The 26,290-nt window shown below is 37.0% G+C and carries 27 protein-coding genes; 16 read left to right on the top strand and 11 right to left on the bottom strand.

Annotated features, from left to right (window positions below; translation table 11 throughout):
• Window positions 1-119: 119 nt before the first annotated feature.
• The 7 genes from JM84_RS07935 to JM84_RS07905 form a co-directional block, all read right to left on the bottom strand.
• On the bottom strand, window positions 120-614 hold the full coding sequence (locus JM84_RS07935) for an ABC transporter ATPase (protein ID WP_144783561.1): 495 nt from the start codon (window positions 612-614) through the stop codon (window positions 120-122).
• Window positions 615-684: 70 nt separating this feature from the next.
• Entirely contained in the window at window positions 685-1,476 is a 792-nt protein-coding gene (locus JM84_RS07930; RefSeq protein WP_013749572.1) for a (Fe-S)-binding protein, read from the bottom strand.
• A gap of 33 nt (window positions 1,477-1,509) precedes the next feature.
• The gene (locus JM84_RS07925) at window positions 1,510-1,944 is read right to left on the bottom strand and encodes a phosphoheptose isomerase (protein WP_013749573.1); all 435 of its coding nucleotides are present in this window, start codon (window positions 1,942-1,944) and stop codon (window positions 1,510-1,512) included.
• Complete coding sequence (locus JM84_RS07920; protein WP_013749574.1) at window positions 1,937-2,278, bottom strand: hypothetical protein; 342 nt, start codon at window positions 2,276-2,278, stop codon at window positions 1,937-1,939. Before JM84_RS07920 ends, JM84_RS07925 begins: the two co-directional genes overlap by 8 nt.
• A complete protein-coding gene (locus JM84_RS07915) occupies window positions 2,268-3,614 on the bottom strand; it encodes a (Fe-S)-binding protein (RefSeq protein ID WP_013749575.1) in 1,347 nt (448 codons plus the stop codon). The genes JM84_RS07920 and JM84_RS07915 overlap by 11 nt, the downstream gene beginning before the upstream one ends.
• A 25-nt stretch (window positions 3,615-3,639) precedes the next feature.
• Entirely contained in the window at window positions 3,640-4,584 is a 945-nt protein-coding gene (locus tag JM84_RS07910; protein WP_013749576.1) for an MlaD family protein, read from the bottom strand.
• A 67-nt stretch (window positions 4,585-4,651) separates the two neighbouring features.
• A complete protein-coding gene (locus JM84_RS07905) occupies window positions 4,652-5,779 on the bottom strand; it encodes an N-acetylmuramoyl-L-alanine amidase (RefSeq protein ID WP_013749577.1) in 1,128 nt (375 codons plus the stop codon).
• Window positions 5,780-5,956: 177 nt separating this feature from the next.
• Here JM84_RS07905 and JM84_RS07900 point away from each other — a divergent pair, with 177 nt between their 5' ends.
• Both JM84_RS07900 and JM84_RS07895 read left to right on the top strand, forming a co-directional pair.
• Window positions 5,957-8,722 (top strand): putative LPS assembly protein LptD, encoded by a 2,766-nt coding sequence (locus JM84_RS07900; RefSeq protein WP_013749578.1) that lies wholly within the window; start codon window positions 5,957-5,959, stop codon window positions 8,720-8,722.
• A gap of 52 nt (window positions 8,723-8,774) precedes the next feature.
• The gene (locus tag JM84_RS07895) at window positions 8,775-9,155 is read left to right on the top strand and encodes a Rid family detoxifying hydrolase (protein WP_041295568.1); all 381 of its coding nucleotides are present in this window, start codon (window positions 8,775-8,777) and stop codon (window positions 9,153-9,155) included.
• Between the two features lie 44 nt (window positions 9,156-9,199).
• Here JM84_RS07895 and holA read toward each other — a convergent pair whose 3' ends face one another.
• Complete coding sequence (holA, locus tag JM84_RS07890; protein WP_013749580.1) at window positions 9,200-10,204, bottom strand: DNA polymerase III subunit delta; 1,005 nt, start codon at window positions 10,202-10,204, stop codon at window positions 9,200-9,202.
• Between the two features lie 36 nt (window positions 10,205-10,240).
• Between holA and JM84_RS07885 the strand changes: the two genes are divergently transcribed.
• The 4 genes from JM84_RS07885 (at window position 10,241) to JM84_RS07870 (ending at window position 13,704) form a co-directional block, all read left to right on the top strand.
• On the top strand, window positions 10,241-10,696 hold the full coding sequence (locus JM84_RS07885; RefSeq protein WP_013749581.1) for a type I restriction enzyme HsdR N-terminal domain-containing protein: 456 nt from the start codon (window positions 10,241-10,243) through the stop codon (window positions 10,694-10,696).
• A gap of 48 nt (window positions 10,697-10,744) precedes the next feature.
• Complete coding sequence (locus tag JM84_RS07880) at window positions 10,745-11,749, top strand: glycosyltransferase family 2 protein (protein ID WP_013749582.1); 1,005 nt, start codon at window positions 10,745-10,747, stop codon at window positions 11,747-11,749.
• A gap of 72 nt (window positions 11,750-11,821) precedes the next feature.
• A complete protein-coding gene (locus JM84_RS07875) occupies window positions 11,822-12,703 on the top strand; it encodes a flagellar motor protein MotB (RefSeq protein ID WP_013749583.1) in 882 nt (293 codons plus the stop codon).
• 242 nt (window positions 12,704-12,945) lie between these two features.
• Window positions 12,946-13,704, top strand: coding sequence for a Two component regulator three Y domain protein (locus tag JM84_RS07870; protein ID WP_144783559.1), 759 nt, complete (start codon window positions 12,946-12,948; stop codon window positions 13,702-13,704).
• Between the two features lie 100 nt (window positions 13,705-13,804).
• Here JM84_RS07870 and JM84_RS07865 read toward each other — a convergent pair whose 3' ends face one another.
• Together JM84_RS07865 and JM84_RS07860 are read right to left on the bottom strand one after the other, a co-directional pair.
• Window positions 13,805-14,422 (bottom strand): L-threonylcarbamoyladenylate synthase, encoded by a 618-nt coding sequence (locus tag JM84_RS07865; RefSeq protein ID WP_144783556.1) that lies wholly within the window; start codon window positions 14,420-14,422, stop codon window positions 13,805-13,807.
• A gap of 72 nt (window positions 14,423-14,494) precedes the next feature.
• Complete coding sequence (locus tag JM84_RS07860; RefSeq protein WP_013749586.1) at window positions 14,495-14,707, bottom strand: DUF2945 domain-containing protein; 213 nt, start codon at window positions 14,705-14,707, stop codon at window positions 14,495-14,497.
• A gap of 105 nt (window positions 14,708-14,812) precedes the next feature.
• On the opposite strand from JM84_RS07860, the gene JM84_RS07855 reads away from it, so the two are divergent.
• Entirely contained in the window at window positions 14,813-15,712 is a 900-nt protein-coding gene (locus tag JM84_RS07855; protein WP_144783554.1) for an alpha/beta hydrolase, read from the top strand.
• A gap of 136 nt (window positions 15,713-15,848) precedes the next feature.
• On the opposite strand, the gene JM84_RS07850 is transcribed toward JM84_RS07855, so the two are convergent.
• A complete protein-coding gene (locus JM84_RS07850) occupies window positions 15,849-18,185 on the bottom strand; it encodes an ATP-dependent helicase (protein ID WP_144783552.1) in 2,337 nt (778 codons plus the stop codon).
• Window positions 18,186-18,388: 203 nt separating this feature from the next.
• On the opposite strand from JM84_RS07850, the gene JM84_RS07845 reads away from it, so the two are divergent.
• From JM84_RS07845 to JM84_RS07805, 9 genes are all read left to right on the top strand, one after another.
• Entirely contained in the window at window positions 18,389-18,772 is a 384-nt protein-coding gene (locus JM84_RS07845; protein WP_144783549.1) for a VOC family protein, read from the top strand.
• Between the two features lie 241 nt (window positions 18,773-19,013).
• Complete coding sequence (locus JM84_RS07840; protein ID WP_144783547.1) at window positions 19,014-19,838, top strand: RES domain-containing protein; 825 nt, start codon at window positions 19,014-19,016, stop codon at window positions 19,836-19,838.
• A gap of 226 nt (window positions 19,839-20,064) precedes the next feature.
• Complete coding sequence (locus JM84_RS07835; protein WP_144783544.1) at window positions 20,065-20,802, top strand: toll/interleukin-1 receptor domain-containing protein; 738 nt, start codon at window positions 20,065-20,067, stop codon at window positions 20,800-20,802.
• A 44-nt stretch (window positions 20,803-20,846) separates the two neighbouring features.
• Complete coding sequence (locus JM84_RS07830) at window positions 20,847-21,566, top strand: suppressor of fused domain protein (protein ID WP_144783541.1); 720 nt, start codon at window positions 20,847-20,849, stop codon at window positions 21,564-21,566.
• 123 nt (window positions 21,567-21,689) lie between these two features.
• The gene (locus JM84_RS07825; protein WP_013749594.1) at window positions 21,690-22,133 is read left to right on the top strand and encodes a hypothetical protein; all 444 of its coding nucleotides are present in this window, start codon (window positions 21,690-21,692) and stop codon (window positions 22,131-22,133) included.
• 313 nt (window positions 22,134-22,446) lie between these two features.
• Complete coding sequence (locus tag JM84_RS07820) at window positions 22,447-23,367, top strand: glycosyltransferase (RefSeq protein ID WP_144783538.1); 921 nt, start codon at window positions 22,447-22,449, stop codon at window positions 23,365-23,367.
• 158 nt (window positions 23,368-23,525) lie between these two features.
• Window positions 23,526-24,473 (top strand): hypothetical protein, encoded by a 948-nt coding sequence (locus JM84_RS07815; RefSeq protein ID WP_144783536.1) that lies wholly within the window; start codon window positions 23,526-23,528, stop codon window positions 24,471-24,473.
• A gap of 96 nt (window positions 24,474-24,569) precedes the next feature.
• On the top strand, window positions 24,570-25,280 hold the full coding sequence (locus tag JM84_RS07810; RefSeq protein WP_144783533.1) for a class I SAM-dependent methyltransferase: 711 nt from the start codon (window positions 24,570-24,572) through the stop codon (window positions 25,278-25,280).
• A 90-nt stretch (window positions 25,281-25,370) separates the two neighbouring features.
• On the top strand, window positions 25,371-26,201 hold the full coding sequence (locus JM84_RS07805) for a M23 family metallopeptidase (RefSeq protein WP_186439107.1): 831 nt from the start codon (window positions 25,371-25,373) through the stop codon (window positions 26,199-26,201).
• Window positions 26,202-26,290: the final 89 nt, after the last annotated feature.

The raw sequence follows: 26,290 nt of genomic DNA, 5'->3' as shown, positions 1-26,290 counted from the left end.
ACTGCAATAACGACGCCAGATAGCGCTTATTACATTCTAATATAAAAGTAAAGGGTTTGAGGTACGCTTTCGCGAAAGCGTGCAAATCTTAACAACATCTTAAGACCTTCAAGTTACTTCTATTTACCCTTCTTGAGAAAACGAGAATGCCAGCTATCTATTGCTGGAATTTCCCAATTAGTTTTATACTCACCTACATTTGCAACAAGGTTATTGAAAACTATAGTGTTTTTACTTACCGCACCATCTTTAACCATCTTCTTAAACTCAAGCAATGTTTTATAATGAATACGATCATTCTGATAATAGGTCACATTCATTTTATCTAGTAAGTCTACACCTAGCTCCTCTTGCTGCGCTATGATAAAACGCACTTGACTATCAATTGAGCATCCTGTTGCAGCAGCTTCAGACTGGTCAAGACCTATCACAATAAAGCGGTCATATTTAATCTCAAAACCAGCCTTTAGGCTTGCTCCGTGAGCTGTCCAGCTTGTTAAAAAAGTAGCTATATCTTTCTCTAGTTGAGCTACTTGTTCTTCTGTAAATTTTTGATCAGATTGATATAACCAGATTCTTGATGAGTCAGAAAGTGAATTAAAATCTACAAGCATAATTTATTATTTAGGTAAAAAAGCGGACTCTTTCGAAATCCGCTTTTCTAATATTTCAAAAAATATAATTTTATAATTCTTCGGCAGATGCTATCATTTCGGCAACATCCATTACCTCGACGCTACCTTCTTTTTCTTTACCTTTTATTCCGTCTGTCATCATAGTATTACAGAAAGGACATCCAGCAGCAATAATATCAGGCTTTACTTCGAGTGCTTGCTCTGTGCGCTCTATGTTTACGTCTTTATTTCCTGGTTCTGGCTCTTTAAACATTTGCGCTCCACCAGCTCCACAACAGAGTCCGTTAGTCTTGCACTTACGCATTTCTACAAGTTCTACATCAAGCTTACGTAGTAAATCTCTTGGCGCCTCATATACTCCATTTGCACGACCTAAATAACAAGGATCATGAAAAGTGATACGCTTTCCTTTAAACTTACCTCCTTCTACCGTAAGGCGGCCATCGTCTAATAATGACTTTAAAAATTGCGTGTGGTGTACTACTTCATAATTTCCACCTAATGATGGGTACTCATTTTTGAGAGTATTAAAACAGTGCGGACAAGCCGTTACTATTTTCTTAACTTCATATCCATTAAGCACCTCAATGTTGGTCACAGCTTGCATCTGGAATAAAAATTCATTTCCAGCACGTTTTGCTGGATCTCCAGTACAGCTTTCTTCTGCTCCTAAGACAGCAAAATCTACATTTGCTTTATTTAAGATACGTGCAAAAGCCTTTGTTATCTTCTTTGCTCTATCATCAAAACTTCCTGCACAACCTACCCAAAATAATACTTCTGGTTGTTTTCCTAGCGCCACATACTCGGCCATAGTGGGTACTTTAAGTGTCTCGCTCATATTCTTGTATTCCGTGTAAAAAACGGTATTTAATTAATCTTCAAAAACTTCAATAGTTACTTTCTTCTCGATAAGGTCTGTAAACTTCCCTTTGTAACGAGTTGCTTTTACTAAGTGATTATCTACCCAGTGATAGTTACCTCCTCTAGGTTTCCCCATAAGTAAGCTGTGGAATTTAAACCCATGACGGTTAAGCCATTCTGTAGTAACCGCTCTGTGCTCTTCTGTTCTAGAGGTAAAGAAGCAAATAATATGACCTTCATCATGCCATTTATTTAATGTTTTAAGCGCATCTGGAAATGGCTCACATGTACCCATACGCTCTGGCTCCTCATTAGGAACATCTTCTGTAATGGTGCCATCTATGTCAATTAAGTAATTTTTGACTCCTTCAGGAAGCACCGGACTTACGTGTTCACCATCCTCTAGTTTCTCACTTAACATCTTGTCTACGTCTTCTTTATTCATGGTTGTCGTTTAAATTCTTAAAATCTCTTTTACTAAATCTTACATAAAGTGCCAATCTGTGTTCACCTGGCTTTTTATACTTTGGATTATACCGCTCCACAAGGGACTGCCTCATTGCTTCTTCACGTAACACTGCCATCTGAGACTCACTACAGTAATCACAAAAAATCTTCTTTACGGTGACGCTATCTACTTGCAACTGTTCATTTACAAAAAGACGTGTGTACATTTTAAATTGTAAGCTATCTATTTTATAATTCTTTGTAGAAGATTGCGCTTTCGCAAAAGCGAAACTCAACAATAACCCTACAATTATAAAATATCTATGCTTCATTAATCCAGTTACCTCTATCCATCTGGTTAAACGGCCATGGCGCTCCATTATTCTCGATATTTGTCATCGCGTTGTTTAAATCTGTAGGCGCTGCACTTTCTTCCATTACCATGTAACGACGCATATCAATTATAATGCTTAAAGGATCGATACCTATAGGACACGCCTCCACACAAGCATTACAGGTCGTACAGGCCCAAAGTTCCTCTTTTGTGATATAATCATCAAGCAACTGCTTGTTATCCATCACAAATACTCCATTATTTTCATCTATATTTTTACCTACTTCCTCAAGACGGTCACGCGTATCCATCATGATTTTACGAGGGCTCAATTTTTTTCCAGTTTGGTTTGCAGGACATTCACTTGTACAGCGACCACACTCTGTACAGCTATATGAGTTCATAAGTTGTACCCAGTTAAGATCTGTCACATCACTTGCTCCAAATTTACCCACCTCAACTTCTTCTGCACCTTCGGCTGGGGCTGCAAAAGGATCTGCATTAGGATCCATCATAAGCATAACCTCGTCTGTTACAGCCTTAAGATTATTAAATTCTCCTTGTGGTTTAAGCTTAGCATACCAAGTATTTGGAAATGCAAGTAAGATATGTAAGTGCTTAGAATAGTATAGGTAGTTTAAGAAAATTAGAATACCTACAATGTGTAACCACCAAGCAGCACGCTCAACAACAACAATCGAGCTTATTGACATGCCATCAAAAAGTGGTGCAATAAAACTACTTATTGGGAATGAACCTGTAATGCTTCCATCTGCCGAAGCATAATGGTCTGCTCCCATTAATTGCAATTGTAAATCTGCGGCGTTCATTGTGAGAAATAAACCCATTAATACCACTTCAAAATACAAGATGATATTACCGTCAGCCTTAGGCCATCCTTTAAGATCTGAGCTTATAAATCGTTTAATGTTCATCACATTACGACGTAGCCAGAATATAATTACGGCAACTAATACTAAGAAAGCAAGAATTTCAAAACTTCCAATTAAGAAATCATAAAGTCCGCCTAGAAAACTAAATATTCTGTGAGTACCAAAAAGTCCATCTATGATAATCTCGAGGACTTCGATATTAATAATGATAAAACCTACGTAAACAACTACGTGTAAAATCCCAGAAACTGGTCTCTTTACCATTTTGTACTGGCCCAAGGCAATTTTTGCCATGTTCCGCCAGCGTTGTGGTTTGTTATCAGAACGATCTACGTCCTTTCCTAGATTAATATTACGTAGGAGTTTCTTGATGTTTTTAACAAAAAAACCAACTCCTAAAACTAGAACAATGAGAAAAATGATGTTTTGTACGTATTGCATATAAATTCGTTAGTTAAGCTCGCGCCTACTGTAACGAATCTTTAGGCGGAGTGTACTCCCCTGGTTTTTTCCCGAAGAGTGAAAAATGTACATAACGTTTTGGGTTAAGCTTCATATCTTGTAGAAGATCTCCCATCTGGTTTGCTGTACGATCCAAATTTAAGTAAAGTTGGTCATCATTCAAAAGTTTACCTACGGTTCCTTCAGGAGAATTTAACTTATTAGATAATTCTTGGAAATCTGCTATAGTTTTCTCTAAATCTGCAACCATTTGTCCCATTTGAATTTTAGAAAGCGAATCTGATAAAGTTGCAAAGTTGCCACTCATTTTATCTAGATTAGTAATCGTACGATCTAATTTGTCTTGATTAGAAGCCAGCAACCCATTTACAGATTTAGAAATTCCTTTCATCTCTCGAGAAGCATCTGTAAAGTTTGCAATTGCATCCCTTAAGTTGGCTCTTGTATCTCTATCTAATACTGAGTTCACATTCACTAGCAATGAATCTGTATCTCCTATTACTTTTTCAACTTGATTTTGAAGTGGAGTTAGACGCTCATTTACAAGCTCCATGATTCCTTCGCCCATTTCACCAGGCAAAGTATCCCCCGTTTTCGCATTTCTTCCTTTCTCGTAAGAAGGAATAATAGCCAAAGATTTACCACCTATAAGACCACCTCCGTATACTCTCGCGAGGCTATTGTTTGAAAATTCAAAATCTTTTTCTACTACAAATTTAACCACGAGTTTACCGCTACTATCTGCAAAGTCTATAGACATTACTCTACCTACTGGTAATCCGTTTATGGTTACCTGTGAAGACGGTGCAAGTCCTTCTACATTGTCATATTTTGCATAAAGGATTTTGCTTTTATCTAAAAGGTTATTGCCTTTTAGATAGTTGTAGCCAAATATTACAAGCAGCAATGCTGCGATAACTAGAATGGCGGTTTTTATTTCTTTAGACATTAAATAAGATGCTTATTGGTTAAAACAAATGTAGGTCAATTGTTAAAGGCAGTCCTTACGTATAAGACTAATTTAACACTTGATTGAGGGGCACCTTTATATTATCCTTATTAAATGATACGATAAAAGCCTCTTTATACCCTTTGTTTTTTGCTTCTTGTAATTGCGTGCGAGCTAAGTTATAGTCTGAGGTTGCGCCATAATAATACTTATATAGACGACCATCTTTAGAACGACTTACAGACTTGAGACCCTTAAAATTATAAGATTTAGTTTCTAGCTTACGTTTACTCGCTGCCAGTTGTACTTTAAAAGTTACGCCCTCTACTACCTTAGACTTAGTAGCAGTAACCGGAGCACTTGGAGTTTTCACTACATGATCTGCAATCTCTACACGCTCATTTATCTGTATACTCTTCTTGTAATTAGTAACTGCTTTACTTATCGCTTTAGCCATTTTATCTTGACCTGCACTAGAGTTTAAGAACTTCCCTTCCTCATTATTAGTAAGGAAACCTGTTTCTATAAGCACACTAGGCATTACAGATCTGTGCAATACCCAGAAAATAGCTTGCTTCACACCACGACTGCTGCGCTTTACGCTCCCTGTAAATTCATTTTCTACAAAGCTTGCTAGGTTGATACTTTGATCTAGGTATTCTTCTTGCATAAGCTCAAGACCTATACTCGTTTCGGGACTGTTAGGATCAAAACCTGCGTATCGCTTCTCATAGTTTTCCTCCAGTAAGATTACTGAGTTTTCTTTTTTGGCAATAGCCATGTTTTTAGCGTTACCGTCTATACCAAGTACAAAAGTTTCCGTTCCTTTTGCTTGTGAGGAGTGGGAATTACAATGTACACTTATAAAAAGGTCTGCATTTGCATTATTTGCAATATCTGCTCGCTCCCATAATTCTAAGAAAACATCTGTTTTCCTGGTATAAATTACTTCGACATCAGACTGCTTTTCTAATTCTTTCCCTAATGCCAAGACGACATTAAGGGCTATATTTTTCTCATAGTATCCGTTTCCACGGTTACCACTATCGCCTCCTCCATGTCCCGCATCAAGAACGACTTTAAATTTTTTAGAAGAATTATTGGATTGCGCTTTCGCGAAAGCGCCTGAAAAACAACTAACTACAAGCAAGGTAGTTGTTAAATAAATATTAAATATGTTTTTTTTACGCATCATTTATATCAAATATGACTCTTTTGAACGTTAGGTATTAAATTGATCTCTGTAAATAGGTAACGTGCTTTACACGCTTGTTATTTTCAAAATTGCATTTCTAGGGCTGTAGCCGAAAAAAATATACGTAATTTTGACACTTTAATTGATAATTATTTGCACAAAAATAGGCTAATCGCATTGCAAACAAAAACTGCACACTTTCTTATTGTACTCTCTCTTTGCTTGCTACCATTGCTTAAGGTAAGTGCACAAGAACTCCCATCCAAGAATGATGCCAGACGCGTACCAGCAAGGGACACGACTTTAATCCAATCGGCGACAGAAGGTTTTGCGAGGCTTGATTCTATCACTCCTACCGTAGTTACTATAGAAGATACTACGAGAACTATACAAGATTCCATCAAACAAAAGCCAGAAACCCTGACTGACAAGGTTGTTTACAAGGCAACAGACTACCAGCGCATATCACAGCGTAAAAAGAAAATTTACCTTTATAATGAAGCCGAAATCGTTTACGAGGATATGAAAATAAACGCGGGTGAGATTATTCTTGATTATGAGACTAACACCGTTTTTGCTCGAGGAATCGAAGATTCTGCAGGAAACTATTCTCAAATACCATTTTTTGTCCAAGGTCCTAATCAAGTTAAGCCAGATTCCATAAAATTTAATTTTGATACGCAACGAGCTCTTATCTATGGTTCGCGCGTAGAAAAAGCTGGCGGACAGCAAATAAATTTAAAAGCAGAACGCAGTAAGAGAGTAAATGACTCTGTAATCTTTATGAGTAATGTAAAGATTACCACCTCTGAAGATCTTGATAATCCAGAATATTACTTTCTAGCTCGTAAAGTAAAGTTTGTACCTGGTAAAAAACTTGTTGCCGGACTTACTAATATGTACATCGCAGATGTTCCTACTCCTATAGGATTACCATTTGCTTTTTTCCCTATGGAAAAGGAAACAAGCGTTTCTGGTTTTATATTACCAGGACCTGGAGAAAGTAGAGAACGTGGATATTCCCTTACAAATGGTGGTTACTATTTTGCACTTAGCGAGTACTTTAACCTTGCACTTACAGGTGATTATTACACAAACGGTAGTTATGCCATTAGAGCAGACACGGATTATAAAGTACGTTATAAGTTTAATGGTAGGTTTAGCTTTAGTTCGGAGCGCATCTTGTTTAGTGAGCGTGGCCTTCCAGACTTTTCTGAGACTAATACATATAACATACGCTGGAATCATAGTCAGGATACGAAGTCTAGTCCTAACAGTAGATTTTCGGCCTCTGTAAATTTAGGTAGTAGTAACTTTTATAGACAATCACTTAATCAAGCCAACACAGGTAACTTCTTAAATAACAACTTTAGTTCTTCGGTTTCTTACTCTCGCACGTTTCCTGGTACAGTGCCTGTAAATCTAACTGTTGCTGCAACTCACAGCCAAAACTCACGTACGGAAGAAATTACCATGTCGCTTCCTACTACCCAACTTAACGTAGATAGAATATATCCTTTTGCTGGTAATTCTGGATCTAAAAAAGGGCTTATCAAGAATTTGAACTTGAGTTATGCTTTAAGAGCAGATAACCGCTTTAGAACAAATGACGATGAGTTTTTTACAGCTGCCATGTTTGAAAGTGCAGAAACCGGAATAAGACATAGTATTCCTATTGCAACCAACTTTAAACTCTTTAACTACATCAGTGCTTCTGTAAGTGGTAGTCTTGAGGAGAGTTGGGTATTTAAGACCATAGATCAAAGTTTTGACGAAGAAACCAATACTGTTGTGCGAGATACTGTAAATGGTTTTGATGCTTATAGAACCTACAGAGGAGGTTTAAGTTTAGGTACCACAGTGTACGGAACTTTTAATTTTAAGGAGACGAGTAAGATTCAAACCATACGCCACGTAGTGCGTCCATCGTTAAGCTGGTCTTACACCCCAGCTTTTGATCAGTTTTACGAGACCTACACTAGACCTGATCCTAATGACGTGACAGATCCTCAAAATGTAGAAGTAGAATACTCAAGATTTGATGGAGGATTCTTTGGTGCCCCTAGTAATCGCGTTTCTAATTCGCTCTCGTTTAGTCTTGCAAACACACTAGAAGCAAAAGTACGGAGTAAGGATAGCACAGATACAGAACCCAAGAAAATAAAACTCATCAATAACCTCAACATCAGGACTTCCTATAATTTTGCTGCAGATGATCTCAAGTTGTCACCTATCTCTGTAAATGGATCTATCCCAGTTTTACAAGAAAAGCTTGACGTAAACTTTAGTGCAAATTTAGACCTCTACGCACTTAATAGTGCAAACCAGCGTATAAACACGCTTAATATAAATAATGGAGGTAGCCTTTTTAGACTTACAAGTGGGCAGGCGAGTTTTGGGTACAGTTTTTCTAGTAGAGACTTTGACAAAGATGCTAAGGCTGGCGTAAATACAGATCGAACAGAAAACGAAACCTTTGCAGGTGGTGGACGTCCAGATGATTTATTAGGAAAAGGTGTTGACATTACTGGAAATACAAATGCTGGAAATCAGGAGCCAGAAGACGAAGAAGAAAAAGAGATTGAATTTTATAGGTTTAAAATTCCATGGAATTTACGCTTTGGGTATCAAGTAGGATACGCAAACAATGCACGTCAAAACGACGTAAGCTCCCACTCTATCGTGATAAGCGGAGATGTAAAATTAGGAAATAGATGGACGGTAGGTGGATCTACAGGATATGATCTTGCGAACCCAGGTATCACCTTTACCTCTCTTAACTTTGCGCGTGATCTTGAGAGTTGGAATATGCGTTTCAGTTGGGTTCCTCCTGTAAACTCAGATCCTAGTAGAACCTCTTGGAATTTCTTTATCGGGATTACTGGTAACCTACTTAGTGATATTAAATACGACAAACGCCGTACTCCTGATCAACAATTATAAGTACGAAATGTATAATCACGCTTTCGCGAAAGCGTACCAAATACTATTACTCATGAAAAAAATTATCACCACACTAAACGCTCCGGCTCCAATAGGCCCTTACAACCAAGCAACATTAGTAAATGGAATGCTGTACACAAGCGGACAGATTGCGATTATACCAGCTACTGGTGAACTCTTTAAAGGATGTATAGAAGAGGAGACTGAACTTGTAATGCAAAGCGTAAAAGCGATTCTTACAGAAGCGGGGATGACTTTTGAAAACGTCGTGAAGACTTCTATTTTCATTAGTGATATGGAAAACTTCGGGAAGATTAATAGTGTGTATGGAAAGTACTTTGATGAAGCGACAGCTCCTGCAAGGGAAACGGTAGAGGTGGCAAATCTTCCTAAATATGTAAATGTAGAAATAAGCGTTATCGCAGCAGAATAAGCTAACCTACACTTCAAATAATTCTGAGAGCTGCTTGTAAAATCTTAATTCATGATTTTTACAAGCAGCTCTTTTAGTAAGTCGTTACTTGCAAAAGCACTCGCTCCTACCCCTTTACTCTTTACATCTACTTCTCTTATTAAGGAGATACAAGCACTTACTTTTTTCATAGGGTAATTGCGACCTGCAGTAATATATTCCTCTACAAAAAAAGGCGAGACACCCAGTGCTCTTGCTACCGTAGTCTTATCCTTTTGAGGAAGCCCGTGATATTTGAGAATACTCGCAAACAAACTAAACAACTGGCTCACTGTTAAGACCAGCGGATTATCCTTAGGATTCTGTGTAAAGTATTGTGCAATCCGCTGTGCCTTCACAATATCCTTCTCTGAGATTGCTTTACGTAACTCAAAAATATTGAAGTCCTTACTGATCCCGATATTCTCTTCTATGGCTTGTGGTGTAATCTCGCTTCCTTTAGGAAGAATAAGCATCAACTTATTGAGCTCATTAATTACTTTCCCTAAGTCATTCCCTAGATAGTCTACTAGAATTTGTGCCGCTTTAGGTTGGATATGGTATCCCTCATCTATAAGCACACGACGCAACCAGTCGCCTACTTGGTTTTCATAAAGTTTCTTACTTTCATAATGAACTCCGTATTCCTTTAGGGCTTTTGCGAGTCCTTTACGTTTGTCAAGCTTCTTATACTTATATGCCACCACAAGCACCGTTGTAGGTTGTGGGTTTTTCACATAATCTGCTAGCTTCTCAATCTGGCGCGAGAGATCTTGCGCTTCCTTTACAATTACCACCTGGCGTTCTGCCATCATAGGATAGCGCTTTGCGTTACTCACAATATCTTCTATGGTAACGTCACGACCATAAAGCACCACTTGATTGAAGCCTTTTTCAGCTTCATCGAGTAGATTATGCTCTATATAATCTGAAATTTGATCTATAAAATAAGGCTCTTCCCCACTTAAAAAGTAAATGGGTTTTATGATTCCTTTTTTAATGTCTTCAACTATGTTTTTTGCGTGCTTCACCTTTGGGTTTTCCTGCAGAACTCGTACTATTGTGGTATGCAACAACTCTCTTTTCCTGCATACTCTTTCAGACTCAAAAGTAGCGAAAACAAACGGTATATTTTTGACGTCATTCGTAAAAAGTTCTTGGTACTCACTCCCGAAGAATGGGTGCGACAACATATATTACAATGGCTCCTGACTGAAAAAGGATATCCGCTAAGCCTTATCAATGTTGAGAAAGAAATAAAAGTAGGCAATACGCGCAAACGTTATGATATTGTCATTTTTAATAAAGATGGCTCCCTCCTACTTATTGTAGAGTGTAAAGCTCCGGCTATAAAAATTACCCAAGAAACCTTTGATCAGATAGCCCGTTATAATTTGCAATTACAAGCAGATTACTTGATGGTGAGCAACGGACTTTCACATTATTATTGCCAAGTAGACACAGTAGCAGAGCGTTATGACTTCTTGCGATCACTACCAGATTATGAGCGAGAAGTAAAATAAGTACGCTTTCGCGAAAGCGGAATCCCATAAAAAGCTTTTATTTGCAGCGTGAAAACAGCCATCGTCATCTTAAACTGGAACGGAAAAGAACTACTTGAACGATTCCTTCCCACTATAATTGAGCATAGCACAGACCTCGCTAGTATTTATGTAGCCGATAATGCAAGTACAGATAACTCTGTAGGTTATGTAAAAGAACACTTCCCTAGCGTTCACATTATAAAGAATGCTATAAATGGCGGTTATGCAAAGGGCTATAATGACGCACTTAAGACTATAAAGGCAGATATTTATGTACTCCTTAATAGTGATGTGCAAGTGACTAAGGGCTGGCTAACACCTATGATTGCTCTTTTTGACGACCCTAGGGTGTCTGCAGCGCAACCTAAAATTAAAGATTTAAAAAAACCTTCACACTTTGAATATGCAGGTGCGGCTGGAGGTTTTCTTGATAAGTTAGGATATCCATATTGTAGAGGTAGACTTTTTGACACTTGCGAGGAAGATACAGGACAATACGATACTACTATAGAAGTACAATGGGCAAGTGGTGCTTGTCTCTTTGTGAGAGCATCTACCTTCTGGGAAGTGGGAGCACTAGATGAAATATTCTTTGCTCATCAGGAAGAAATAGATCTATGCTGGCGCATTAAAAACAAGGGATATCGTGTACTCGCTTGTGGTGATAGCGAAGTGTATCATCTAGGCGGAGCTACACTACCCTCTGCAAACCCAAAGAAGACATTTTATAACTTTAGAAATACGCTTTTTAATATTGTAAAGAATATTAAGGGGTTTAAAGCGATATTTATCATATTTTCAAGACTTGTGCTTGATGGTATTGCGGCACTAAAGTTTCTATTATCTGGGCAGCCTAAGCATCTTTTGGCTATATTGAAGGCTCATTTAAGTTTCTATTTACACTTACCTGCGCTATTAGAAAGACGCTTTCATCTAGTATCCTCTAGACGTTATGCCGGTACAACCTCTATTATATGGAGTTATTTTGTGCAGAAAAAGCACACATATAAGAACTTAAGTAACAAACCATAAATTACTGTTAACAAGTATCTATGGCATTGCCGTTTTAGTACATTTATCACAAATTTAAAAGTTACACAAACTATGAAACGATTATTGATTGCTGGTATTACCAGTGCCCTATTACTTACTTCTTGCGTTTCTAAGAAAGAATATGCTGCGCTTGAAGCAAGACAACAAGAAACTCAAGATCTTCTAAACTCTGCTACGGTAAAGTTAAATTCTTGTCTAGAAGAAAAAGCAAGTGCCACTACTCGTGTGAAGTCATTAGAAGAGCGCATTGCTGAAATGAGAAAAGACAAAAATGAACTTATACAAAGTTCTAAAGACCTTACGATGCTTACAAAGCAAGGAGCGTCTAACTTAGAAAAGTCACTAGAGAGCTTAAAAGAAAAAGACCTTAAGATTAACCGTCTTCAAGATGCCCTTACTAAAAAGGATAGTGTAACACTTGCACTAGTTACAAGCCTTAAGAAAGAAGTAGGTATCAACGATACAGATATTGAAATCAATGTTGAGAAAGGTGTGGTATTTATATCACTTTCTGATAAAGTATTATTTAAGAGCGGAAGCTATAATATTACTTCAAGAGCAGAAGAGATCTTAGGAAAGGTTGCTACTGTAATTAATGGTAAGCCTAACTTTGAAGCACTTGTAGAAGGTCATACAGATAACGTTCCTTATAATAAAGGAGGTGTTCTTATAGACAACTGGGATTTAAGTGCAAAAAGAGCAACTGCTATCGTAAGAAAGCTCGTAGACCTAGGAGCAAATCCTGCACAGCTTATTGCTGCTGGACGTAGCGAGTTTGTTCCTCTAGTAGATAACAGTACTGCAGAAAACAGATCTACAAACCGTAGAACGAAGATATATGTACTTCCTAAGATTGATCAATTTTATGATATGATTGAACAAGAAATGAAGAACATGTCTGGAGAGGATGTAGAGGTTGAAGAAGGAAACTAAGAATCTCATTAGAACTCTTACAGAGAAAAGCGACTATCGGCAAGATAGTCGCTTTTTTCGTTTAAAGACACAAAACAGATTCTCAAACTATGTTCTTGCACGTCAAAATCATCGCTTAAAGACACAAATTATACGTTTAAATGTTAAAATTTAGTGTACTTGGTCGATTATCGTCTTAAATGTGCGGTTCATAGATGTTTTCACAATACTTTAGTTCTATCGCAAATTAATACAGACCAATTATGAAGAATTTTACACTAATTATCTTAGCTCTTTTCTGCTCATCAATACTTGTTGCAGGAATTTCTCCAAAGGAGAAGCAGGCTCTTGTAGACTTATACAATAGCACTAATGGAAATGAGTGGACAAGTTCTTGGGATCTTTCTCAAACTCCAGAAAACTGGATGGGTGTGACGATCATCAGTGATAAGGTGTTTGCTATAAGCCTTAAGGACAATAATCTTACGGGTACGCTCCCAGCAAGTATTGGTAACCTTACAGGTCTTAAAATATTAAATCTGCACAAAAATAACTTAGAAGGAACAATACCAGCTTCTTTAGGTTCTATTAAGGGTCTTAAAACAATCAACTTATCTTTAAACAAACTTGAAGGGAATATCCCTAATGAGATCCTTGCGATGGGAAGTTTAGAGTATTTAGATCTTTTCTTTAATAACTTAAGTGGAGAATTACAAAGCGATCTTTCAGGATTAAAAAATTTAAAAAGACTAAGTCTTGCAAACAACGACTTTAGAGGACAGTTACCTGCAGCGATAGTATCATTAGAAAAACTTACAGACCTACAAATTAGTAGTAACAACTTTTCAGGTAAGTTACCAAAAGGTCTATCATCATTAGCACAGTTAAAGAAGCTTAACCTTTTTGATAATAACTTTACAGGTGAGTTTCCTACACAGCTTAATGCTCTTAACTTAGATGAGCTTACATACAACAACAACAACTTTACAGAAACTGCTACCCTACTTGCGGCTGGCGAATAAGTTACTAGTCTTTAGGTTAGATTAGTAAGTACCCCAAATCTTTAATTAGATTTAGTTAAGAGCCTCTCCCTTTGGAGAGGTTTTTTAATAGGTATACGTTTTAAAATTCTGGGCTACCTTTTCCTTCTCTTATAAGGATAGGCTCATCACCCGTAAGGTCAATTACAGTAGAAGGAATATTACCTCCATAACCACCATCTACAATTACATCAACACGGTTCTGCCATTTCTCAAAGATGAGTTCTGGATCTGTGGTGTATTCTATCACCTCATCTTCATCATAGATGGACGTAGAGATAATAGGATTACCCAGTGCTCTTACGATGGCTCTTGTAATCTCGTTATCTGGAACACGTATTCCTACTTCCTTTTTCTTTTTAAAGACGCTAGGTAGGTTATTGTTACCTGGTAATATAAAGGTATAAGGTCCTGGTAGTGCTCTTTTCAATATTTTAAAGGTCTTCGTATCTATTTGTTTCACATAATCTGAGAGATTACTTAGATCTTCACATACAAAGGAGAAGTTGGCCTTAGCTAGCTTTACTCCTTTTATCTGTGCTACGCGTTCTAGTGCTTTGGTATTTGTAATATCGCAGCCTAATGCATACACGGTATCACTTGGATAAATGATGAGTCCGCCGTTTTTTAGGATTTTTACGATTTCCTGTAAGTCCTTGGGGTTTGGATTTTCTTCGTAGAGTTTTATAAACTTTGACATGGCTGTAATTTTTTGTGAATGTACGAGTAACAATTAATATGATAATCACGCTTTCGCGAAAGCGTAACTTCCCTAATCTACGCGCTCTACTTCGTCCTCAAGTTTGAGTACTTTATCTCCATCTTCTTGCTCGATATACAATGCTTTATTGCCTGACTCTCCATTGCGAGTGACTTCGCTACCTTTGATGGTTTTGGTTACTTTCTCTGTAAAAGTTTCGGTTACTTTTCCTTCTGCGGTACCGTTACCCCACTTCCACTGTACTTTTGTTCCTTCTTTGATCATAACTTTTTTATTTAAAGTTACTTATAAGCTTAAAATATCTCGCAGAAACTAACGCAACCTTAACATAAAAGTAAAATCTGTGCGTTATACCTTAAAATTATCTTAATGAAACTACTATATATCCTATGCTTACTGGCTACAATGAGTTGGAGCTGCTCAGATAGTGACGATACTACCATAGATGTCATTACTCCTGATACAGAGATGGAAGAAGCTGTTGCACTCGAGGCGCTTACGCTTACAGATGTTCCCTACGGTAATGACCCTGCGCAGGTGTATGACCTCTATTTACCTGCAGGACGTAGTGCTGCCAAAACAAAGATGATTATCCTCATACACGGTGGTGGCTGGACAGAGGGAGATAAGGAAAATGTATCTGCTTTTATAAATCTGGTGCAATCACAACATCCAGATTATGGCGTGGTAAATATGAATTACATACTGGCAGATCCGCCAGCGATACCGGCATTTCCTAATCAGTTTCTAGATGTGCAGGCGGTGATCAATCAGCTGAATGCTACTAGTAGCGAATTGCAATTTAATAACGAGTATGGTTTTATAGGACTTAGTGCTGGCGCACATATTGCGATGATGTATGACTATACGTATGATGTGGACGATCAAGTAAAATTTGTAGCCAACATTGTGGGCCCAGCAGATTTTACAGATCCTTTTTATGCAGACGGCCCAGGTTTTGAAACCTATGTAGCCGCACTTACCGATGAAAGTGCGTATCCTGAGAATGCAAATTACAGCGAGTTATTAAGCCCTGCCAAAGTAGTGACTGCAAGTGCTAGTCCTACGCTACAATTTTACGGAGATCAAGATCCGCTGGTGCCGCTTACTAATGGTCAGCGACTAGACACGGCGCTTTCTAATGCTGGTGTTCCGCACATCTTTACTATTTATGAAGGTGGTCATGGAGATTGGGACGCAACTAGCTACCTCGATGTACAACAAAAAATAGGCACGTACATCGACCTCTACTTACCTATTGAAGATTAAGCACATCGTATTAAACAGTATGACGAGATAGGGAGTGTTCCTGTTTAGCTTTCGCGAAAGCGTATTTATCACCATAAAAAAATGCTGACATCTATTAGACGTCAGCATTTGTGTTTTATATCAGCTTGTGTGCGTACTAGCTTACAATCTCAAGCTTTGCAAATCGTAGTAACAACTTTTTGAGACCACCGTTTTCAAAATTAATTTCTGCTTTTTGATCTTGGCCTTTCCCTTCTAGTCCTACCACAATCCCTTTACCAAAACGGATATGCTTTACCACCGTACCCGCTTCCAGCGCACCTGCGAGTGAAGAGACAGGCTCATCACCGCTAGTAGGTCTTATCTTGCGCAACTTGCGTAGCTGGTCTTGTGATGGATTACCCACTCTAGGCGGTGTACCACTCACTGGCTTCTTTAATCGTAATTTACTTTTATCTACCTCGCCATACTCATCTATATCCATGAGTGACTTATAGCGGTTTCTCATCATAGGCGTCTGGTAATCCAGATACTTATCATCTATTTCCTCTATAAAACGGCTAGGCTCTGCATCTACCAGTTTACCCCAGCGATATCTAGACTCTGTATAGGTAAGGTATGCCTGCTTCTCTGCTCTTGTAAGTGCCACATAAAACAAGCGGCGCTCCTCCTCTAGCTCACTACGCGTGCTCATACTCATACCAGAAGGAAAGAGATCTTCCTCCATCCCCACGATGTATACAAATGGAAACTCAAGTCCCTTTGCTAGGTGGATGGTCATTAACGCCACGCGATCATCATCACCCGTATCATTATCCATACTTGTGGCAAGTGCCACATCTTCTAGAAACTCTGCTAGCGATCCTGTAGTATCTGCCAGCTCCTTTTGCTCCTCTACAAAGTCACGCATACCATTGAGTAGCTCCTCTATATTTTCTATACGAGCAACACCCTCTGGAGTTCCATCCTTTTTAAGTTCTTGTAAAAGTCCTGTTTTCTTTGCAACCGTTTCTGCCACGGTAAAGGCATCGCTTTGCTCATTAAGAATCTGGAAACTCTTAATCATCGTTACAAAGTTCTTAAGCTTAGTCTGTGTACCACGATTTATATTCATCGAGGGACCCAGCTGCTCGATCTTCTCCATCACCTCAAACATAGAGCGGCCATAATGCTTTGCCGCCACCGTAAGCTTGTCTAAGGTGGTACCACCTATACCACGTGCTGGGTAGTTTACCACACGTTTAAGTGCCTCCTCATCCTTTGGATTAACAAGCACGCGCAGGTAACCCAGCACATCCTTAATCTCCTTACGTTGATAGAAGGATAATCCTCCATAAATACGGTATGGGATATCTCGCTTGCGCAAGGCATCCTCCATCGCACGTGACTGTGCGTTTGTTCTATATAAAATCGCAAAATCCCCATTCATGAGTTGGTGATTCATTCTATTTTCAAAAATAGAACTTGCCACATAGCGTCCCTCCTCACCATCTGTAGGAGAGCGGTGCACGATAATCTCGCCACCATCTGGGTTTGCGGTCCATACTGTTTTATCCAGTCTGGTTTTATTTTTTTCTATCACACTGTTTGCCGCCTCCACAATCACTTTTGAGGAGCGATAATTCTGCTCCAGGCGGTACATCGCTACATTCTCATAATCCTTCTGGAAGTTCAAAATGTTATTAATGTTTGCCCCACGGAAGGCGTAGATACTCTGCGAGTCATCTCCCACTACACAGATATTCTGAAACTTATCAGACAGTGCCTTTACAATTAGGTACTGACTATGGTTTGTATCTTGGTACTCATCTACCAGTATGTATTTAAAACGATTCTGGTATTTATTAAGCACCTCTGGAAAACGGTTAAGCAACTCATTTGTGCGTAGCAGTAAATCATCAAAGTCCATCGCTCCTGCCTTAAAACAGCGATCTACATACTCTGCATAAATCTCCCCCATACGCGGGCGTTTTGCCATCGCATCTGCCTCTACCAGCTCAGGATCATTTTGATACGCACGTACCGTAATCAAGCTGTTTTTAAAAGAAGAAATACGGTTTTGTATCTGCTTGTACTTATAGATATCCTTATCCAGCTGCAGCTCCTTGATAATCGCGCTTATTAAACGCTGCGAGTCTTGGGTATCATAAATCGTAAAGTTAGACGGGTACCCTAGCTTATCTGCCTCGATACGCAAGATTTTGGCAAAAATGGAGTGAAAGGTTCCCATCCATAAATTCTTTGCCTCAGAGCTACCCACAATATCAGAGATACGCTTTTTCATCTCACGTGCCGCCTTATTTGTAAAGGTGAGTGATAAGATGTTAAAGGCGTCTACTCCCTGTGACATGAGGTAAGCAATACGTAAGGTAAGCACACGCGTTTTACCAGATCCCGCACCTGCAATTACAATTAATGCTCCCTCTTTATGTAGTGTAGGAGCGCGTTGGGCCTCGTTTAAGCCCTCAATATATACTTCTAATTTTGAATCCATAGCAGGGGTACAAAGTACGGATTGATCACAAGAATTAAAACCACAATCTATGATTTTATAGCTCTTTTGTAAACAATAACAATAGGTACGCTTTCGCGAAAATATGACACCTCGCACCTACCGCGTTCCATGATAACTATTGCTGGCGAGGAGCAGCGTATTTCATTAAAAATGAAGATATTTAGCCTCCAAAACCAATCATCATGAGCACATTCTTTATAAATCATATTGCCATTTCTGTACAAGACGTAGCCGTCTCCATTGCTTTTTACCAAAAAGTATTTGGGCTTACCGAAATAGAAAACACCGCCTCTGTCTCCCCTACTCGCTGGCTCGCACTAGGTGATGGCAAGCAACTGCACCTCATCCCAAGACCAGGCGAAACCGTAATCACAAACAAAGCAGTACACCTCGCACTTGCCACAGCAGACCTTGCTTCCTTTATCACACACCTTAAAAGCCTCAATATAGATTATGCCGACTGGCGAGGAACGCCCACTAAAGATTATGTGCGCAATGACGGGATACAGCAAGTGTATTTCCAAGATCCAGATGGCTACTGGATAGAAGTAAATGACGATGCCTAGCACCAAGATTTATCCTACTGAAACTAAATATTCTACATTTTTTTGCCCAAAATGAGGAAAGTCGTAAAGAAGTGTGGGTTTGAGGTTGTAGATTAGCTTTTTAGAAAGTGAATGAGTGATTTTACTTTTTAAATATCAAGAATTAATAATATAGGTCATCGTGATTCTGGTTTTTGCTTGGGTTGGGTGATGTAAATATGGAGCTTGTTTATATATGCAAGTTACCCACAAGCTAAAGAAAATGAGTGCTTCAAAAGAAATTATAGAAAAACTATCGAAATTAAAAGTGAGTAATTCTATTTCAAGCTATCCACACATCAAAAACATTCTTAAGAATCAGCGGATTCCTATTGCCTTTACTGAACTAAAACCTTTTAAATTAATTAGATATAGAAGTCATAATGATGGCAATAGGGACAAGCTTTTTGGGAGTTCAAAAGAGTTGTCTTACAGAACTGATATACTGAATATAAATGAATTTGGACGTGCAAACGAGTCTGGACAAGGATTGTTCTATTGCAACGATAACGAAAATCAAAATACAGGAATCACAGAGATTGTATCTATATTTCGTGGAAACATAAATAGTGAAGAAGAAGTTTTAACTATTGGTGCTTGGGATGTGAATCAGAATTTGACATTAGCAATGATACTTCCTAGCGAACAAATTATTGGTAACAACAAAGACTTTGATATGATGAAGGCTGATTTTAATCGTTTTGAAGAAAGTCCAGAATTTGAAGACTTGAAAATTCTTAATGAATTTTTAGCAAATGAATTTACTCTTGACATCGAAAAACACAATTCTAATTATAAAATATCTTGCGCATTTGCGATGTATATTAAAGAGCAAATACCAGAGGTTGACGGAATTATGTATGCGAGTGTAAAATCTGAATATAAAGGTGTAAATATTGTTCTTTGGCCAGAAGTTGTTGATAAAAAGCTGGAGTTTGTGGCGGCTCGAAAAACAGTCTTTAAAAAGACTAAACACAAAACATTTGTTGAGGAATTAATAAATGAAAGTGTCAGCTACAACAGAGAAAAAGATGAAATAAACTGGTAAAAGCCAGTGGGTAACAATGTATAGAAAAAATACCGCAAGTCATTGCTAAAACTAAGGCTTGGGCATTTTTGGAAAGTCGCCAAATTTTTGAATATGCCTTTAGTAAAATAAAGATTAAAGGAAAAATTTAAAAATTCGGCTTGAGTTTAACCGAATGGATAGCGTGCAAATCAGCGCTACATATCATATAAGGAGCCGACGAAAACATAATTCTAAGAATAACTTTATGGAAGTACCAAAAGTCTTTATTTCATATTCCCACGATACTCTCGAGCATAAAAAATGGACTCTAGAATTAGCTATTAGACTTCGAAATAATGGGATAGATGCCATCATTGACCAGTTTGAACTTACTGCAGGGGATGATTTACCACAATTCATGGAAATCAACTTAGCTAGAGCTGATAAAATTTTAATGATTTGCACAGAAACTTACGTTGATAAGGCCAATGATGGTCAAGGTGGAGTTGGATATGAAAAAATGATTATTACATCGAATCTTTTAAATAGAATTGATGAGAATAAAATCATACCTATAATACGCCAAAATGATATTATAGCAGTACCAACTTTCTTAAAAACAAAATTATACATTGATTTTTCTAAAGAAAGTAATTTTGAATTTAATTATGATAACCTAGTTCGAACTATTCATAATACTCCAATTTTTGAAAAGCCGCCAATCGGAAATAATCCATTTACTATAATTAAAGATCATCAATTAGATGGAGATATTAAAGTGTTAGATGAAACGCTCTCGATGATAATAAAACTACAAGGAGTAGAAAGTTATGCTAACTCTTCTGGAGTGGCAATCAGACTGAATATATCTCCATCAATGTTTAAAGTACTCGCTATAAAATTGATAAAACTTGGTTATGCTCAATGGTATTCAAATAACAAATGGATTAAAGCAACTGATAAAGGATTAATGTATGCCTTCAACAAGAATATGGTCGATTAAATTAACATTATGAAAAAACTGAATTAAATACAACCTCAAACAACATGGAAAAATCTGAATCAGGCGCACCTGTTTATCGTTACACAGAATCCAATAGAAATGATTTTGAGTTAGCTACTGGAGGAGATCATATAGATGATATATCAGATCATATTGAAAAACATATTGGAGAGATTCATATGGTGTTTCATGAGCTTATATCAGATCAAGTTCACATTGATGTACACTGGGTAAAGCCTACAGATGAGAGACCATTTCATACACTCGTTACTTCTGGCATGAGTGATAAGGCAATGAATACACCAGAAGATGTAATAGATTGCGATTATGCAGAAATAAGTATTTGTCTACCGGCATCCTGGAAAATCTCTGAAGAAGACTTTAAGGATGAAAACAACTACTGGCCTATTAGATGGTTAAAACAAATAGCTAGATTCCCTCACGAATACAACACTTGGGTCGGTTACGGACACACCATACCCAATGGAAACCCCGCTGATCCTTTTGCTCCAAACACACAGCTTAACACCATGGTACTCTTACCAACTATTGTTTTTAAGGAAGATTTCCATTCTCTAAAGTTGGCAAATAAAAACATTGACTTTTATTCATTAATACCGCTATATACCGATGAAGTTAATGTAAAGATTAAAAAAGGCGTAGAAGCGCTTTTTGACGGCTTTGACAAGCACGCAGTGACAGATATATTAGAATTAAACAGGCCTAATACTGCCAAAAGAAAAAAGCTTTTTGGGTTGTTTTAGGGAGGATAACTTTTAAATCAATGAACTCAAAAATATGACTTGTGTTTAACACGAAACGGTTTGGTCTTTTTATAAGTCAACCTCTATCTAAAGCACTCTTAATAACCATTAAAAACTAAATAAATGAAAAAATTATTACTTCTATTACTAATCACAATATCTGGAAACTCATATGCTCAATCTAGTCCACAAGATTTAATTGACACCTTTTTTGAAACATATGAAAAAGACGCTGGTAAAGCTGTAAAAGAATTATATGAGACAAACAAATGGACTGATAGAATAAAAGATGATATCGATAAAATTATTGGTACTGTGAATGGGTTTTCTGAAAGCTACATGGGTAAGTACTATGGATATGAAATCATAACTACAAAGAAATTTGCTGAGAGCTTTGAATTATATTCATACCTAGTAAAATACGATAGACAGCCCCTTAGGTTTATATTCAAATTTTACAAACCAAATGACAAATGGGTATTATATTCATACGCTCTTGATGATAACTTAGATAATGAAATTCAAGAAGCAGCAAAACTCTATTACTTAGAATTAGATAAAAACTAAACTTAATAGCACCAAAAAAATCATACAAGTGCTATCAACAGTTACCATAATAACAGCTGTATTTTTTGTTTACAATTGGATCATGAATGATGATGGAATTGATTCTACCTTCTCACTAATTACTATCGCAATGGTTTTAGCGATTATATTTTTGGATAAAAAACACAAGAACATAAAAGCAGAATTACAAGCTAGAGCATAGTATTCGTATTAAAATTTGATGATTAGGGTTGAGTTTAATCTGAAAAGCAAGTATTTTTTAAAGTGATGCTATTTTTAAAGGAGACCGTTATTACCATATAAAAAACCACGCATGACATTAATAAGCCGATTAGTATTCTTTAAAGACGAAAAGAAAATAGAAAAAAACTTTTCTGAATCAATTATTAAAAACGAAATATCAGTCGTAATACCAGTAAAAGACAATCAAAAGGGAATTGATAATTATTTAACCAAGTTCTTTGAAACCCACTCGAAAATAGATTTTCCAAAAGAGATAATAATTGTTGACAACAATTCAAGTTTACCAATAACATTAAAACCTGACTATCTAAACTATGGCTTACCAATTAAATTGATTGAATGTCGTAAAATTGGACCAGCCTCTGCGAGAAATAAAGGCGCTGAAATTGCGAAAGGAAAATGGTTACTGTTTAATGATAGTGATTGTATTCCAACAAAATCACTCCTAAAGGGATACCTGAAAGCTGACAATAATTCTGTGGCTTATGCAGGAAACATAAAATCATTAGATAATGACAAACTTTCAAAATATTACGAGAGTCAAGAAATACTAATTCCTCTGAAAACTCAAGATGAAAATGGCAATTTTGTTCCACAATATTTAATTACAGCCAATTCACTAATTTGGAAAAAATCATTCAATCAAATAGGTGGGTTTAATGAACAAATAGGAATTGCAGGTGGTGAAGATGTTGATTTAGGTTTACGACTTTCACAAATCGGAAATCTAGCCTATGCTTTTGATAGTGTTGCAGTCCACGATTTTTCAGATGGAATTATTGGTTTTTATAAAAGATTTAAGAGATACGGAGAAGGTAATAGAATCGTACAGGAATTATGGGATACAGATTTAAAACCTAGGGTTTTCCGACCGAACGAAAGGAATTTAGCAAATGAGCTTTTAGCAAAATTTCAATTCATTGGATTAAAACTTGGATACAGAAAAGCTAATAAAATTTTAAGGAAGCATGGCTGGCAGCAGCCTATATAGTTAATCTTATATATAGGCGCAATTATCACAAATTACCTAATTTCTAGATTTAACATACCACTTACATTTAAGCATTGATAATGCATTGCGCTAAAAACAAAATCTTTACAATATAACTTGAACCTAAAATTTTCGCCGAAAGGCTAAAAACAATAACAATGAAACATTCATTAATAATCACCCTACTTCTATTATCCATTTCTAGTATTATTGTTGGGCAAGAATTTCCATCACAAAAAACGGAGCGTCACCTTCAAATTAAGGGAACGAATATTTTTATGATTCCTCCGGTATCATTTACAGCTTCAGATAATTTTAAGGGTTTTCAAGATCCGCAAGATCCATCTTCCATGATTATGGCTTTTGAGATCCCAGGACCTTACAGTGAAGTATCAAAAGGTTTTAATGCAGACATGCTAAAAACGCAAGGCATGGAAATGAAATCCAGAAAGGAAATTAAAGTAGGTAACTATAATGGAATATTTCTAGATGTAGAACAACCCGCAAACGGAATGATTTTTTCAAAACACATTCTTATTTATGGTGACGAAAAATCTAGCACCTTACTAAATGGTGTGTATGTAAAGGATTCTCTTGAATTAGGTAAAAAAATAAAACAAAGTGTACTAAGCACCTTTGTGGACGCTATGGTGGAAAACAACCCTAGAGAGGCACTTAATTACTCACTAAATGAAGGTATAGGATCTTTAAAATATGTAGCAGTCATAGGTAATGGAATGCTCTTTAATAGGGATCTAAAAACACCTACTGAAAGTATTGATAAAGCCAGCTTACTCACCGACAAATCTTTTGCAAAAGTAAATATCACAGATAAGAAATTGTTTTGTATTTCGCGATTAAAAAAATATCCTGATGATTACTCCGTAATTCCAAACAAAGGAATCAACAATATAACTATTGACGGACTAGAAGGTTTTGAGCTCTTTGCCACAAATAATGGCAATAATAACGAGGAGATGTATCAAGTGATCTTATATGATGAGAATGGTGGTTATTATTTATTTGTAGGAACCTATGTTCCTGGAAGCAGTCAAGCCATATCAGATATAAAGAACGTTGTGCAAACTTTTGAAAGGAAGGAGTAGTTGTGATTAGTATATTGCTTTTAAGATGGTAAATTCTTTAAAAACACTCTTCTTACGTCCACGCAAATCGCAAATAACACTAACCAACTACGGCAGATGAAGGAAATTTACGAACCGAAATTTGTAGAAAGGCTATTTGATAACATGTCAAGTTCTTATACAAAGATGAATTACATCACATCATTTGGGTTCAGCGAAAGATGGAGAAGACAATGTGTGGAGGAAATTGACATTGAAGAAGGGAAAGTTGTGGTTGATCTAATGACTGGAATGGGAGAATGCTGGAAACATATTTTAAAAAACTCAGATAGTAACTCTCAACTAATTGGTCTTGACTTTTCATCTGGAATGATTAATCGCGCTGAACGAAGAAAGGTAAAGTTCAGTGATGCTAACATCGCATTACTAAAGGAAAATGTATTTGATAACTCTATAGAAAGTGGTTCTGCAGATTGCGTGATTTCTGGATTTGGATTAAAAACATTTAATGATGAGCAACTTGTACAACTTGCCAATGAAATCGACCGGATTCTCAAGCCAAATGGAAAGTTCTCATTGATTGATGTTTCTGTACCGAAATTCAGAATTTTAAAGCCTTTTTATATGTTTTACCTAAAGAACATTATTCCAATTTTAGGAAAAGTATTTTTAGGAAGTCCTGAGACTTACAAGATGCTAGGTATTTACACTCAAGAATTCGGGAACTCTAAAAATGTATATGGTATTTTTAAAAAAGCCAATTTTGAAGTTGAGTATATTGAATATTTTTTCGGGTGCGCCAGCGGAATTAAAGGTGTGAAAAAATAATATTTAAATATGAAGAGCTGGATTAAAAAGAGCATCAAAATATTGGGAATTCTAAGTGTTATCTCCAAGTTTGAAATAGATGGAAAATATATGAAAAAACTTATCCTTTTCCTGTCCATAATTTGCCTTGCAGCTTGCAATAGCCTAGACAATTTCCCTAAAGAGCAGTACGCTCCAGCTAAATTAAACTTTAAAGATGCGTATGAAAATGACACGATCGCTTTTCATTTAAAGAACCCTCTCATGTGTCCCATGAAAGTAAAGCTCGTTAAAGATGCTGCAAATCCTGACCTAGCAACACTATTTGGGCATGTAACCCTAAGTAAACTGCAAGACACTATTATTAAAATTCATTATCCAGATGTACAATCTACTATAAAACCAAAATACAGCATTAGATATGGGGATTTACAGCGTGAAATCAACAAAAGCAGCATAGGATTACCATTTCCAAAGGGTAAGCAGTACAAAATCATACAAGGCTTTAACAACAGCTTTTCTCATAATAAAATCACGAGTAAGTATGCAATTGATTTCGATCTAAGCATAGGGGATACCATCGTCAGTGTAGATGATGGATATGTAGTGGGTTTGATTGATAAATACAAAGATCATGGTACAAGCCAGCAATGGAGGGATAATGATAAAAGTAATTACCTAACCGTTTATCATCCTGACAGCGGTTTATACTCTCAATATGTACACTTAAACTATGATGGAGCCATCGTTGAGCTTGGTGATTATGTGGAGAAAGGGCAACCCATCGCTATTAGTGGAATGACGGGTTTTACCACCGTTGAGCACCTACATTTTAATGTTAAAATTCCATCTGCAACTAATGGCCTCATATCTACCGAGTATACATTTGACAATGCCGTAGATGCAAGTACATTAAAAAAGGGTGATGTAGTCAAAAATTAAGATGAATAGCAAAGTGTCTACTCATCAACTTAGTGCTGTTTAAGTAATTACGCTTTCGCGAAAGCGTGCCTGTAACAATTGAAATCTTT

This window comes from Dokdonia sp. Hel_I_63, from assembly GCF_007827285.1.
In the GTDB taxonomy this organism is placed as follows: domain Bacteria; phylum Bacteroidota; class Bacteroidia; order Flavobacteriales; family Flavobacteriaceae; genus Dokdonia.
The sequence above is the reverse complement of the archived record's forward strand: the minus strand, read 5'-3'. Positions and strand labels throughout refer to the sequence as shown.